Annotated in this window: 15 protein-coding genes; 8 read left to right on the top strand and 7 right to left on the bottom strand. The window is 30.4% G+C overall.

Annotated features, from left to right (window positions below; all coding sequences use genetic code 11):
- Position 1: 1 nt before the first annotated feature.
- The 8 genes from glmS to ABXT39_RS02560 are packed head-to-tail and all read left to right on the top strand — an operon-like array spanning position 2 to position 9,005.
- Entirely contained in the window at positions 2-1,822 is a 1,821-nt protein-coding gene (gene glmS, locus ABXT39_RS02525; protein ID WP_415295707.1) for a glutamine--fructose-6-phosphate transaminase (isomerizing), read from the top strand.
- Positions 1,823-1,857: 35 nt separating this feature from the next.
- Complete coding sequence (locus tag ABXT39_RS02530; RefSeq protein ID WP_415295708.1) at positions 1,858-3,237, top strand: class II 3-deoxy-7-phosphoheptulonate synthase; 1,380 nt, start codon at positions 1,858-1,860, stop codon at positions 3,235-3,237.
- Between the two features lie 39 nt (positions 3,238-3,276).
- Positions 3,277-4,014 (top strand): NAD(+) synthase, encoded by a 738-nt coding sequence (nadE, locus tag ABXT39_RS02535; protein ID WP_415295709.1) that lies wholly within the window; start codon positions 3,277-3,279, stop codon positions 4,012-4,014.
- 45 nt (positions 4,015-4,059) lie between these two features.
- A complete protein-coding gene (cysS, locus tag ABXT39_RS02540) occupies positions 4,060-5,421 on the top strand; it encodes a cysteine--tRNA ligase (protein ID WP_415295710.1) in 1,362 nt (453 codons plus the stop codon).
- The gene (gene cimA / locus ABXT39_RS02545) at positions 5,418-7,019 is read left to right on the top strand and encodes a citramalate synthase (protein ID WP_415295711.1); all 1,602 of its coding nucleotides are present in this window, start codon (positions 5,418-5,420) and stop codon (positions 7,017-7,019) included. The genes cysS and cimA overlap by 4 nt, the downstream gene beginning before the upstream one ends.
- Entirely contained in the window at positions 7,019-7,732 is a 714-nt protein-coding gene (locus ABXT39_RS02550; RefSeq protein WP_415295712.1) for an RNA methyltransferase, read from the top strand. The genes cimA and ABXT39_RS02550 overlap by 1 nt, the downstream gene beginning before the upstream one ends.
- 40 nt (positions 7,733-7,772) lie before the next feature.
- Entirely contained in the window at positions 7,773-8,390 is a 618-nt protein-coding gene (rpsD, locus tag ABXT39_RS02555; RefSeq protein ID WP_415295713.1) for a 30S ribosomal protein S4, read from the top strand.
- Positions 8,391-8,393: 3 nt separating this feature from the next.
- Positions 8,394-9,005, top strand: a complete 612-nt coding sequence (locus tag ABXT39_RS02560; protein ID WP_415295714.1) for a class I SAM-dependent methyltransferase — start codon at positions 8,394-8,396, stop codon at positions 9,003-9,005.
- On the opposite strand, the gene grxD is transcribed toward ABXT39_RS02560, so the two are convergent.
- The 7 genes from grxD to purB are packed head-to-tail and all read right to left on the bottom strand — an operon-like array spanning position 9,006 to position 14,770.
- Positions 9,006-9,338 carry a Grx4 family monothiol glutaredoxin gene (gene grxD, locus ABXT39_RS02565; protein ID WP_415295715.1) on the bottom strand — a complete coding sequence of 111 codons (333 nt, stop codon included), beginning with the start codon at positions 9,336-9,338 and terminating at the stop codon, positions 9,006-9,008.
- Complete coding sequence (locus tag ABXT39_RS02570) at positions 9,338-9,568, bottom strand: BolA/IbaG family iron-sulfur metabolism protein (RefSeq protein WP_168606144.1); 231 nt, start codon at positions 9,566-9,568, stop codon at positions 9,338-9,340. Before ABXT39_RS02570 ends, grxD begins: the two co-directional genes overlap by 1 nt.
- A 1-nt stretch (position 9,569) precedes the next feature.
- Positions 9,570-11,762, bottom strand: a complete 2,193-nt coding sequence (gene purL, locus ABXT39_RS02575; RefSeq protein ID WP_415295716.1) for a phosphoribosylformylglycinamidine synthase subunit PurL — start codon at positions 11,760-11,762, stop codon at positions 9,570-9,572.
- Positions 11,762-12,445: a phosphoribosylformylglycinamidine synthase I gene (gene purQ, locus ABXT39_RS02580; RefSeq protein ID WP_415295717.1), complete on the bottom strand. Its 684-nt coding sequence runs from the start codon at positions 12,443-12,445 to the stop codon at positions 11,762-11,764. The genes purL and purQ overlap by 1 nt, the downstream gene beginning before the upstream one ends.
- A 6-nt stretch (positions 12,446-12,451) precedes the next feature.
- A complete protein-coding gene (gene purS, locus ABXT39_RS02585; RefSeq protein ID WP_415295718.1) occupies positions 12,452-12,694 on the bottom strand; it encodes a phosphoribosylformylglycinamidine synthase subunit PurS in 243 nt (80 codons plus the stop codon).
- A gap of 1 nt (position 12,695) precedes the next feature.
- Positions 12,696-13,478 carry a phosphoribosylaminoimidazolesuccinocarboxamide synthase gene (purC, locus tag ABXT39_RS02590; protein WP_415289787.1) on the bottom strand — a complete coding sequence of 261 codons (783 nt, stop codon included), beginning with the start codon at positions 13,476-13,478 and terminating at the stop codon, positions 12,696-12,698.
- A complete protein-coding gene (gene purB, locus ABXT39_RS02595) occupies positions 13,478-14,770 on the bottom strand; it encodes an adenylosuccinate lyase (RefSeq protein WP_415295719.1) in 1,293 nt (430 codons plus the stop codon). Before purB ends, purC begins: the two co-directional genes overlap by 1 nt.

Here is a 14,770-nt window from a genome sequence, read left to right on the forward strand (position 1 = left end):
TATGTGTGGGATTATAGGAATAGTCAGTAATAAACCAGTATCATCTGCAATTATCAACTCTCTTAGAAAATTAGAGTATAGAGGTTACGACTCTGCTGGTATTGCAACTTTATCGGATGGCATATTAAATGAAGCAAAATCAGAAGGTAGAGTTGATATTTTAGAAAAAAATCTTGCAGTTAAAAACATGTCAGGCCCAATTGGAATTGGACATGTTAGATGGGCAACACACGGTATTCCAAACACTATCAATGCACACCCTCATTCATCAGAAAGCGTATCTTTAGTACACAATGGTATTATTGAAAATTCTACACTTTTAAAAAAGTATTTAATAAACAAAGGCCATGTATTTAAATCTCAGACAGATACAGAGGTAATTGTTCATTTAATAACAGAATATTTAAAAGAACTTAATTTAAAAGATGCAATTATTAAAACTCTAAAACAGCTTCATGGAAGTTTTGCTTTAGGTGTAATTTTTAAAGATCAACCTGATCTTATAGTGGGTGCAAGAAGAGGGTCACCACTTGCAGTTGGTTATGGTCCTAACGAAAATTATTTAGGATCAGACTCTTACGCCATAAAATCTATGACTAATAAAATTTCATATTTAAATGATGGAGAATTTTGCATCATAAAAAAAGAACAAGTTGAGTTTTTTGATGAAGAAGGCCTTATAGTTAATAAAAAAGTTTTAGAATTATCTTCTAAAGAGCAGGATTATGGCAAAGGTGACTTTGAACATTTTATGGCCAAAGAAATTGAAGAACAACCAATAACGTTAAAAAACTGTATAAACGAGTATGTTGATGCAGTTAATAACGACATTAATATCTATAATTTTCCTTGGAATATAAATGAAATTTCTTCTGTTACTTTAATTGGTTGTGGAACAGCTTTTCATTCCTGTTTAATGGCAAAGTATTGGTTTGAAGAAAATACCACACTTGATGTAACAGTTGATATTGCCTCTGAGTTTAGATACCGAAAAAATAGATTTAAAAATGATAATTTATACATTTTTGTTTCTCAGTCTGGTGAAACAGCAGACACATATGCTGCACTAGACTTATGTAATAAAAATAATATGAAAACGTGCAGTGTTGTTAATGTTATAGAAAGTTCTATTGCAAGAGATTCTAAATTTATTTTACCAATACATTGTGGACCAGAAATTGGTGTGGCATCTACAAAAGCATTTACGGGCCAAATGTTTGTTTTATATATTTTGGTATTAAAATTTGGAATATTAAGAAAAGATTTAGATAAAGATTTATATTCAAACAAAATTAAAGACTTAAAAGTATTACCCAAGTTAATTGAACAAACTTTACTTACAGAGAGTAAAATTCAAACAGTTTCGAGTTCATTTACTGATGCAAAAGGTTCGATGTTTTTAGGGAGAGGTTTTTCTTACCCAATTGCATTAGAAGGAGCTTTAAAGTTAAAAGAATTAGCATATGTTCATGCAGAAGGGTACCCAGCTGGTGAGATGAAACACGGTCCTTTAGCTTTAATTGAAGATGGAATGCCAGTTGTTGTTTTAGCTCCAAGAGATAAATATTATAAAAAAACAATTTCCAATATGCAGGAAGTAATAGCCAGAGGTGCTAAAGTTTTATTAATAACCAATAAAAGCAAAGATGAAGTTTTTTCAGAAAATATTTGGGAAACAATATTAGTTGAAAGTGCTAATGATGACTTATTGCCTTTTTTATTAACCATTCCTCTACAAAAATTAGCTTATTATTCAGCTCTCAAAAAAGGCTATGACATTGATAAGCCTCGAAATTTAGCAAAATCAGTCACAGTTGAATAATAATTAAACTCTGTTACAACACCCCTAGGTTGAATATGAAAAATTGGAAAATAAATAGTTGGAGAAATTATCCTGTAAAACACATTCCAGAATATCCTGATCAAAAAGATTTAAATGATGTTTTAAGTAAAATTAAAAATTTCCCCCCATTAGTTTTTGCTGGTGAGACAAGACATTTAAAAGAGCAACTTGCCGATGTTGTTGATGGAAAAGCCTTCCTATTACAAGGCGGGGATTGTGCTGAAAGTTTTGCAGAATTTCACCCTGATAATATTAGAGATACATTTAAACTAATACTTCAAATGTCACTCGTGCTTACTTACTCTGCGTCTCTACCAGTTATTAAACTTGGAAGAATTGCTGGCCAATTTTCAAAACCAAGAAGTTCTCCTGTTGAAAATATTGACGGCGTTGAACTACCTAGTTATCTAGGAGATAATATTAATGGAATGGAATTTAATGAAAAATCAAGAGTTCCAGACCCTAAGAGACTTTTTAAAGCTTATTCTCAGTCTGCATCTACACTTAACCTTATAAGAGCCTTCTCTCATGGAGGTTTTGCCGATCTTAAAAAAGTACACACTTGGAACTTAGGTTTTATTAAAAATTCTCCAGCTGCTAAAAAATTTAAAGATTTAGAAGGTAGAATTACAGACGCATTGGCATTTATGGATGCATGTGGAATTAATTCTGATTTTAATAGAAGATTAAAAACAGTAAACTTTTGGACTTCACATGAAGCTTTATTACTTCCTTTTGAACAGGTAATGACAAGAGTAGATTCAACAACGGGTGAATATCATGACACTTCAGCCCACTTTGTTTGGATAGGAGATAGAACTAGACAGCTTGATGGTGGACATGTTGAATTTTGTAGAGGAATTGAGAACCCAATTGGAATTAAATGTGGACCAACATTAAACGCTGAAGATTTAATAAACCTTTGCAATAAAATTAATCCAAAAAATGAAAAAGGTAAAATAACTTTAATTTCTAGATTTGGGCATGAGAATGTTTCTAAATTTTTACCAAAGTTAATTAGATCAATTAAAAAAGAAGGTTTAAACGTAATATGGTCATGTGATCCTTGTCATGGAAATACAATTAAAGCTACAACTGGATTTAAAACAAGACCATTTAATAGTGTTGTTAAAGAAGTAAAAAATGTTTTTGAATGTCACCAAAGTGAAGGAAGTTATGCGGGTGGACTACACATTGAAATGACAGGTCAAGATGTTACAGAATGTACAGGTGGTGCCCAGAAAATTTCTGACCAAGATTTATCTAGCCGTTACCACACTCATTGTGACCCAAGACTTAATGCTAATCAAGCATTGGAATTAGCTTTTTTAATTTCCGATGAGATTAAAAAAAATGCAGTATATTCTAAAAAAAATATTAAAGCGGCATCTTAAAGCATTGTATTAAATACAATTTTGTTTAAATTTTAAATAATGAAACCATTAGAAAAAGCACAATTTATAAGCAATTGGATTAAAGATTATGTAGAAAAGATGCCAAGTAAGGCTCAATCTTTAATCATTGGAATTTCTGGAGGAATAGATTCTTCTGTATCAAGCACATTGAGTGCAATGACGGGTGTAAAAACAATTGTATTATCAATGCCTATTAAGCAAAAATCATCACAACATGATTTAAGTTTAAAACATCAAGAATGGCTTGTTAAAAATTTTAACAATGTTGAGGCACATACATTAAATCTAGATAAGTTATTTGAAACGTTCGAAGACACCTTATCTAATTTTGATAGTGAGCTTGGGATGGCAAATTCTAGAGCAAGAATTAGAATGACAACTCTTTATCAGGTAGCTGCTGCGAACAAAGGTATTGTAGTCGGTACTGGTAATAAAGTTGAAGATTTTGGCGTCGGGTTTTATACAAAATATGGAGATGGTGGGGTGGACATTTCACCCATTGCAGACTGTAATAAATCTGAAGTATGGGAAATAGGTAAATCCATCAATATTCTTCGAGAAATAATTGAGGCTGCTCCAACAGATGGATTATGGGAGGATGGCAGAACTGATGAAGGTCAATTAGGTCTCAAATACGAAGAATTAGAAGAGGCTATGAATAATGTTAATTCAATAAATCGTGAAAAATACGAAAAAATAAGAAAAATAAACCTCCATAAAATGGAACCAATTCCAGTTTGCAAGATTCCCAACTAATCTTATAGATTCACAAATCTATAATTAAAGTATAATTCTAAGATAATGAACAAGGATATTTATTTAACAAACAATCTAAATAACAAAAAAGAAAAATTTGTTCCATTAGATAAAGAAAAAATTGGAATGTATGTTTGTGGTCCAACTGTTTATGATAACCCACACATAGGTAATGCTAGACCTCTTGTAATTTTTGATATTTTGTACAAGGTTCTAAAATCAAAATATGGGAATAATAAAATAAATTATGTAAGAAATATTACAGATGTTGATGATAAGATAATTAAATCAGCAAAAGAAAAAAATATTTCAATATCTGATTTAACCAACAATGTTATCAAAGATTTTAATGATGATTGTAATTATTTAAATTTAGATAACCCATCACAACAACCTAAAGCGACAGATCATATTGATCTTATGATTGAAATGATATCATCTTTAATAGAAAAAGATTTTGCCTATGAGGCAAACAGTCATGTTTATTTTGAAGTTAGTAAATTTGAGGATTATGGAAAGTTATCAAATAAGAAGTTAGAAGATTTAATCGCAGGATCTAGAGTTGAAGTTTCAGAGAATAAAAAAAAATCAGAAGATTTTGTTTTATGGAAGCCCTCTAAGGATGATGAGCCTTCTTGGGACTCTCCCTGGGGCAAAGGAAGACCGGGTTGGCATTTAGAATGTTCTGCAATGTCTAAGAAATACCTAGGTAGCGTATTCGATATTCATGGCGGAGGAATTGATTTGATTTTCCCTCATCATGAAAATGAAATTGCACAATCAAGATGTGCTAATGACACTAAAGTTTTTGCAAATTATTGGATCCATAACGCATTTATTACTATGTCTAATGAAAAAATGGCTAAATCAACTGGCAACATACTTAAGATTAAAGATTTTAAAGATAATGTTGATGGGCAAGTTTTAAAGCTTGCACTTATGAGTGCTCACTACAAGCAACCATTAGACTGGAACGAAAAGCTCTTAGAAGATTGCAAAAATACTATTAATAAATGGTATGAAGTTTATTTATCCTCAAATGACAAAACTGTTTTAGATGATGATATTTTATCTCCGTTATACGATGATTTGAATACACCTGGCTACATTGCAAAGTTACACCAACTTTATGACAAAGCTTTAAAGGGGGGCAATGAAGAGAAAAGCTTATTTGTATTAGCTTGTAATTTCATTGGTATTTTAGATAAAACAAAAGAAGAATGGATTGAATTTAAAAAGAAAAAATCATCCATTAATGAAGATGATATTTTAGAAATGATCACACTTCGAAATAAAGCAAGAGAAGACAAGAATTATAAAGAAGCTGATATCATTAGAGATAAGCTTTTAGATAAAGGGGTTTTAATAGAAGACAAAGATGGTAAAACAATTTGGAAATTAAAATGAACAAAGAACAACTTTTTATATTCGATACAACGCTAAGAGATGGCGCTCAAACGCAAGGTGTAGATTTTTCTGTAGATGATAAAATAAAAATTGCATTAGCATTAGATAATTTAGGGGTTGATTATATTGAAGGTGGATGGCCTGGAGCAAACCCTACAGATACTGAATTTTTTCAAAAAAAACATTCATTTAATAATGCTAAACTAACATCTTTTGGTATGACTAAAAGAACTGGTCGTAGTGCAGATAATGATCCAGGTCTATCAGCGCTTTTAAATTCAAACACACCAGCAGTTTGTATTGTTGGAAAATCTTGGGATTTTCATGTTGATATAGCTCTTGGTATTTCTAATGAAGAAAACTTAGAAAATATCAAAGAGACAGCGAAACACTTTATTAAAGAGAATAAAGAATTCATGTTTGATGCAGAGCATTTCTTTGATGGATACAAATCTAATCCAAATTATGCTTTATCATGCCTTAAAGCAGCATTTGATGAGGGAGCAAGGTGGATTGTCTTATGTGATACAAATGGTGGAACCTTACCTCATGAAGTTACAAAAATTGTTACAGAAGTTTCTAAAATTATACCTGGAAAAAATTTAGGTATACATGCACATAATGATACGGGTAATGCAGTTGCAAACTCTTTAGCTGCAGTTTGGGCTGGGGTTAGACAAGTGCAAGGAACCATCAATGGTTTAGGTGAAAGATGTGGTAACGCTAATTTAATGTCATTAATTCCAACTTTTTTTTTAAAAGATGATTTTTCTTCTAAATTTCAATTAAAAATTAAACTAGACAATATTAAGAAATTAACTGAATGCTCTCGATTATTAGATGAAATTTTAAATAGAAAACCAAACAAACATCTCCCATATGTTGGTGCTGCTGCTTTTTCTCATAAAGGTGGCCTTCATGTATCAGCTGTTCAAAAAGATCCAAAAACATATGAGCATATTAATCCTGAACAAGTTGGAAATTCTAGAAATATTGTAGTTTCTGATCAATCTGGAAAATCCAATATAATTTCAAGGTTAAAAACTATCGGTATTGAAATAGAAGAGAGTGATTCTAAAATTAAAAAACTTTTAGATGAAGTTAAAGATAGAGAGTTTATTGGTTACAGTTATGATGGTGCTGATGCATCGTTTGAATTATTAGCCAGAAGAATTATTAGCAAAATACCAAGATATATATTGATTAAAGAATACGATGTTTCAGTTAAAAAAGATTCAACTGGAGCAATTGTTTCTTTAGCTAAAGCACAGCTCGAAGTTGATGGTGAAAAAATTATGTGTACGGGTGAAGGAAACGGTCCTGTTAATGCATTGGATAATGCTATTAGACAAAATGTAGATCGATTAAATAAATACTCAAAATATTTAAAAGATCTAAAATTAGTAGATTATAAAGTTAGAATCTTAAATACAGGAACTGAAGCGATCACTAGAGTTTCAATAGAGAGTACAGATTCAAAAGGTAAAAACTGGTTTACGATTGGTGTCTCAGCAAATATAATTGATGCTTCATTTAAAGCGTTAGTTGATAGTTTGGATTATAAGTTGTTTAAAGATAATGCTCCAGCAAGTCTTTAATGGCATTTAATAATATTTCATTTATTTTACATCAACCTCAATTATCTGAAAATATTGGAGCTTGTGCTAGGGCTATTAAAAACTTTAATTTTAAAAAGTTAGTTATTATTAAACCAAAACCAATTTTCCCAAATGATAAAATTTTAGCAACTTCAGTTGGTGCTAAAGATCTAATTATAAATGCTAAAGTGCATGAAACTTTAGAATCTGCTGTAAAAAAAGTAGATTACGTTATTGCAACATCTGCAAGGTTTAGAAACAAAAACATTAAACACATCAATTTAGAAGATTTAAAAAAAATTGATTTTAATAAAAAGATAGCTTTTTTATTTGGCTCTGAAGCGTCTGGTTTATCTAATAATGAGATTAGTTATGCTAATTATACTATGCAAATCCCAACCAACCCTGATTTTAAATCTTTAAACTTGTCACACAGTGTCATTATTATTGCTCACACAGTGGCAAGTATCATTAATTTAAAGGGTGCAAAGTACTTAAAATCAAAAAAAGTAATATTAGCTAGCAAGAAGGATATTCATGCAATGACTAACTTGTGCATCAAAAAATTAGAGGAAAAGAACTTTTTCAAACCTTTGGAGAAGAGACCTATTATGCTTGAAAACTTAAGAAGTATTTTTTCTAAAATGGAGCTTTCTGAGAAAGAAACACGTATTTTATCGAGTGTATTCGCAAGTTTGTCCAAAAAAGGTTGATTGACAAAATAATGAGTAAGTTTATAAACCCTCTTATCAAATGACAAAAAGAATAAGCGCTAAACATAAAATAGATAGAAGGTTAAAAATTAACCTATGGGGAAGACCTAAAAGTCCTTTTAATAAAAGAGATTATGGTCCAGGACAGCATGGTCAAGGCAGAAAAGGAAAACCATCTGATTACGGAATTCAGCTACAAGCTAAACAGAAATTAAAAGGTTACTACGGTAACATTAACGAGAGACAATTCAGAAATATTTATAAAAAAGCCACCATGTTAAAAGGGGATACTGGTGAAAATTTAATTGGATTACTTGAGAGAAGATTAGATTCAGTAGTTTATAGAGCAAGATTTTCAACAACGGTATTTTCAGCAAGACAACTTATTAACCATGGTCACGTAAGAGTTAATGGTAAAAAAGTTAATATTGGAAGTTATGTTGTTAAAGAAGAAGATATAATTGAAATTAGAGATAAATCTAAACAGTTAGCTTTCATTGATATCGCTTTAGCAAACAAAGAAAGAGAAACACCAGAATATATTCAACTAGATGAAAAGAATAAAAAAGTTACCTTTGTTAGAACACCTAAGTTTGACGAAGTTCCTTACCCAGTAGTAATGGAACCAAATTTAGTAATTGAATACTATTCTCGTTAATTCTTGATTAAAAGAACTTCAAAAAAATATATAGACAATCTTTTACAAAATAATACTACATGGAATATTTTAGATATTGGATGTGGATACAATGCTAGTAAATTTGCTAAAGTTATTTGCGATGTACAAGATTTATCAAATCATTATCAGGATAAAAAATTTATTAGATTAACAGAAAAAAAATTACCCTTTAAAGATAAGGAGTTTGATTTTGTTCTGGCTAGCCATGTCATGGAACATGTTGAGGATATTGACTTTTTTATTAAAGAATTAGAAAGAGTATCAAAAAAAGGTTATGTCGAATTACCTACTATGCTTGAAGACAATCTGGTCTTTGAAAATAAAAAAGATCACTTATGGCACATGGATTTTGATGATGTGGAAAACAAACTATTAATTTCAAAAAAAGTTCAGTATTTTGAACCTGTACTAACAGTATCTACAATTAAAAAATTAAATGGAGTTTTTAGAACAAGCTTAATATTAGAGCTTATTTGGGAAGACTCAATTAATTATATTGTTAATGAAAGTACAGAAAATGCATTTAAAAAAATATCAATACTAAATTTATTGAAAAAATATTTCTCAAAAAGATTGAGAATGCTTTTTAAATAGCTACTTTTTAAAATTAATTCCTTTATGCTCAAGTACTTTCTTGAGTTCACCATTTTCATACATTTCTTTAACGATGTCACAGCCACCAACAAATTCACCTTTGATATAAACTTGTGGAATAGTAGGCCAGTCACTAAATTCTTTTATACTCTCTCTTAAAGTTTGAGACTCGAGAACATTAATCCCTTTATAATTAACTTCTAAAATTTTTAACATATTTGATATAGCCATAGAAAATCCACACTGAGGTGCATCAGGCGTTCCTTTCATAAATAAACATACTTCGTTGGTATCAATATGACTTTGAATTAAATTTTTTGTGCTATCGTCCATTATTGTTCCTTTGTTTTAATTGCTAATGCATGAAGTTCGTTGCCCATTTTACCTTTTAAAGAATTATATACCATCTTGTGTTGTTCAATTTTACTTTTTCCAGAAAATTTACTTGAGGTAATTGTTGCTGAGTAGTGATTACTATCTCCAGCTAAATCTTGAATTTCTATTATAGCATCTGGCAAAGCTTCTTTAATAAGTGTTTCAACTTCTTTTATATCCATTGCCATTTTATTTTTTCATGTAGTTGGTTATCCAATTTGTATGTGATTTAATCAAATCGTCAATTGATACTTTTGTCTTATCGTCAATTATTAAACTATCATCATTTACCGATCCAAGTTCATCAAAATGGACTGAGTTTTCTTTAAGTATTTTAGTAGCACTTTCTAGGTCCCTTTTACTAATTTCTATAATATATCTTCCTTGGTCTTCACTGAATAAGTATTCGAACTGATTAATTAAGTAATTTGGTTTTTTAAGGGTTGCACCTTTTTTACCATTGATACACATTTTAGAAAGAGTGATAATTATCCCTCCTAAAGAGACATCATGCGCTGATTTAATAAATTTTTTATCAATAAGCTTTAATATTGTTTCACCATTATTTTTTTCATTAAAAAGATTAATTTCAGGAGGAGGTCCATTTTTTTCATTTAAAATATCTCTTGCAAACAAGCTTTGATCTAGGTGGCCCTCTGTTTTACCAATAACTAAAAGTATATTATCAGCTTCTTTCAAGTCCATTGTAACCATGTTTTGATAATCTTTAATTAATCCAACGCCTCCAATTGTTGGAGTTGGCTTGATACCAATATCTTTAGTCTGATTGTAGAAAGAAACATTTCCTGAGACTACTGGGAACTCCAAGTAAGAACTCGCTTCACCTAGGCCTTGAAGACATTCAACAAACTCACCCATATTTTCTTCATTTTCAGGACTACCAAAATTTAAACAGTTAGTAATTGCAATTGGTTTTGCACCAACAGAAATTAAATTTCTCCAACTTTCACAAACAATTTGTTTTCCACCACTTAATGGGTGAGCCCAACAATATACAGCAGAAGAATCAACGGATGCTGCAACAGCTTTATTGGTACCATGAATTCTAACGACACCAGCATCTCCTCCAGGTTTTTGAATAGTGTCACCCATAACAGTGTGATCATACTGTTGCCAAATCCATTCTTTGCTACACACATTTGGACTAGATAATATTTTATTTAAAACATTTTTTATCTTTAAGGTTTTAAATAGTTCTTTCTCAATTTTAATTCTTTTAGGTAATTTAGCTTTTTTCCATTTTCGGTCATACATAGGTGAGTTTTCAACTAATGTGTTAACAGGAATGTCTGCTACTTTATCCTCATCAAAATAAAGTTCAATTTTTTTACTTTTTGTTGTTTTACCAATTACAGCAAAGTCTAAATTCCATTTATCAAATATCTTTTTAGCCATCTCTTCCTTACCGTTTTCTAAAACAATAAGCATACGCTCTTGGCTTTCTGATAGCATAATTTCATAAGGGGTCATATTTGCCTCTCTGCAAGGCACCATATTTAAATTAATTTCAATTCCTAAATTTCCTTTTGAAGCCATTTCAATACTTGAGGATGTTAAGCCTGCAGCACCCATATCTTGTATAGCTATTATTGAATCTCCAGCCATTAATTCCAAACAGGCTTCTAATAACAGTTTTTCTGTAAAGGGATCCCCAACTTGAACAGTTGGTTTTTTTTCTTCAATTTTATCATCAAAAGAAGCTGAGGCCATACTAGCTCCATGAATTCCATCTCTACCAGTTTTTGAACCAACATAGATTACAGGTTTTCCTAAACCTGAAGCTTTTGAATAAAAAATTTTATCTTTTTTAACAAGACCTAAGGTCATCGCATTTACTAAAATATTACCATTATAAGACTCGTCAAAACTAGTTTGACCAGCAATTGTTGGAACCCCCATGCAATTACCATATCCACCTATACCATGAACAACGCCGCGTAATAAATTTTTAGTTTTTTTATGCTGAGGTGAGCCAAAATGAATTGAGTTCAAGTTAGCTATTGGTCTTGCACCCATCGTAAAGATATCCCTCATAATACCACCAACACCAGTTGCAGCACCTTGATAAGGCTCAATAAATGAAGGGTGATTGTGACTTTCGATTTTAAATACTATTGCATCATCATCACCAATATCAATTACACCGGCATTTTCTCCAGGTCCTTGTATTACATTTTTTCCTTTAGTGGGTAAATTTTTAAGATGAAATTTTGAAGATTTATAAGAACAATGTTCATTCCACATTGCTGAAAAAATACCTAGTTCCGTAATATTAGGAACTCTTTTTAATAAATCACAGATTTTTTTATACTCATCTTTTTTTAAACCATGATCGATTGCAAGTTGCTCGTTAACTATCATTATTTTAAATTATTAATTAAGTTTTCAAAAAATATTGAACCGTCTACACCCGAAAGATCAGGGTCTATCATTCTTTCAGGGTGAGGCATCATTCCTAAAACATTTTTTTGTTTACTAAACACACCAGCTATATTTTGTAATGAACCGTTAGGATTTGATTGTTCATTAACATTTCCATTTTCATCGGAATAAAACAGAGCTATTTGGTTGTTGTCATTAATTTCTTTAATTTGCTCATTAGAGCAGAAATAATTTCCTTCGTTATGAGCTATATGAAACTCATAGACATCTTTTTTGTCATCTTTAAAATAAGAGTTATCTTTATTGTTAGCTTTAACAAAAACATTTTTGCAAATAAATTCTAGATATTTATTTCTAAGTAGTACACCTGGTAATAAACCAGATTCAACTAAAATTTGAAAACCATTACAAATCCCCATAACTTTACCACCACCTTGAGCAAAGTTTAGAACTGATTTCATAATTTTTGATTTTGATGCCATACTTCCACATCTAAGATAGTCTCCATATGAAAAACCACCCGGTAAAACTACTAAATCACTTTTTGGAAGCTCAATATCATCATGCCAAACCATTTTATTTTTAAAACCAAATTTTTTTAAAGCAACATCCATGTCTCTATCACAATTAGATCCAGGAAAAGTTATTACGGATGAATGCATTGTTTATTATTGTAATCCAATAATTTTAAAGTCTTCTATGACTAAATTTGCTAAAAGTTTTTTACACATCTCTTCAACTTTTTCTTCAGCTTTTTTCTTATCACTTTCTTTTGTATCAATTTCAAAATATTTTCCTTGTCTTACTTCATTGATACCTTCAAATCCCAAACCATCTAAGGTTTGATGAATAACTTTACCTTGAGGATCTAAAACATCTTTCTTAAGAGTTATAACTACAGATATTTTCATATTATTTTCTTTTTTTAATTGATCTTAATTTTGTAACATTTACAGCACTTAAGTTTGATTGTTCATGTAAAATGCCAAGTCTTTTGGCAACTTCAGTATATGCGGGTATTAAATCACCTAAGTCTTTACGAAATCTGTCTTTATCTAGTTTTTTATCAGTAATACTGTCCCACAATCTACAAGTATCAGGACTAATTTCATCAGCTAAAATAACTTCATTTTTCCCATTTTCTTTAAGCCTTCCAAACTCAAGTTTAAAATCAATTAGTTTAATTCCAACACCTCTAAACATTCCAATCATAAAGTCATTAATTCTTAGGATCATTTTTTTAACTTTTTCTAATTCAGATTTTGTAGCCCAATCAAAAGCTAATATATGCTCTTCTGCAATAAGTGGATCACCTAAACTATCATCTTTTAGACAATATTCTAGTAGAGGCTGCTTTAAAACTGTTCCATCTTCGATACCAAGTCTTTTAGTAATAGAACCTGTTGCTACATTACGAACAATAAACTCAATAGGAATAATCTCTACCAATTTAATAATTTGCTCTCTCATGTTTAATCTTTTAACTAAATGATTTTTAATCCCAATTTGAGTTAGGTTTGATAAAATATGTTCAGATATTCTATTGTTTAAAACACCCTTACCTTCAATAGTTGATTTTTTTAAATTATTAAAAGCTGTTGCATCATCTTTAAAATACTGGATAACCAAATTTTTATCAGATGTCGCGTAAATTATTTTAGCCTTACCTTCGTATAATTTTTTACCTTTTTTCATTATTTAAAAACTCTTCTAAAGATTAAATCTACATTTTTAAAGTGTGATGAATAATTAAATATCGATTTTAATCTTTTTGAGGAAATTTTAGCCATTATGAATTCATCTTTTGAAATAACATCGAATAAATTTAAATTTTCAGCAAAACATTTCTTTGCATAGTTTTGAACCATTTTGTAAGATTGCTCTCTACTTAATCCTGATTTTGTTAGCTCTAGCATTACTTCTTGTGAAAAAATTAAACCTTTAGTTATGTTTAAATTTTCAATCATTTTTTTTGGGTAGACAATCATTTTATCTAAAATATTACTAAGTCTAGCTAAAGCAAAATCTAAAGTTATGTTAGCGTCAGGACCAATATTTCTTTCAACACTTGAGTGAGAAATATCTCTTTCGTGCCATAGTGCAATATTTTCTAGGGCAGGGATAACAGCGCTACGAACCATTCTTGCAAGACCTGTTAAATTTTCACTTAGTATTGGATTTTTTTTATGAGGCATTGCTGATGAACCTTTTTGATCTTTTGAAAAAAATTCTTGCACTTCATAAACTTCTGTTCTTTGTAAATGTCTAATTTCAATTGCAACTCTTTCAACAGAACCTGCAATAATTCCAAGAATGGAAAAATAAAAGGCATGTCTATCTCTTGGTATTACTTGTGTTGATATAGGCTCAACTTTTAAGCCAAGTTTTTTTGCTACATGTTTTTCAACATTGGGATTAATATTTGCAAATGTGCCTACTGCACCAGAAATTGCACATGTTGAAATTTCATCAATTGCATCGACTAATCTTTTTCTATTTCTTTTAAACTCCCCATAAAATGAAGCTAATTTTAAACCAAAAGTGATAGGTTCAGCGTGAATTCCATGACTTCTACCCATGCATGGCGTGTATTTATATTTTTTGGCTTGTTTCTTTAAAACCTTTAGAATTTGATCGATATCACCAAGTAGAATTTTACCTGATTGAACTAATTGAATATTTAAACTGGTATCTAGAACATCAGAGGAGGTCATGCCTTGATGAAGGTATCTTGCTTTAATCCCTGCTTTTTCAGTAACAGAGGTTAAAAATGCAATTACATCATGTTTAACTTTACTCTCAATTTGGTGAATTCTTTTAACGTTTATTTTAGCTTTTTTTCTAACAATTGATGCAACACCCTTTGGAATTTGACCTAATTTTTCCATAGCCTCAGCTGCTGCAACTTCTACATCAAGCCAAATTTGGTATTTATTTTCTTCTGACCATATGTCAGTAAGCTGTTTTCTAGAATATCTTTCAATCAT

This window comes from Candidatus Pelagibacter sp. Uisw_113, assembly GCF_047717815.1.
In the GTDB taxonomy this organism is placed as follows: Bacteria; Pseudomonadota; Alphaproteobacteria; order Pelagibacterales; family Pelagibacteraceae; genus Pelagibacter.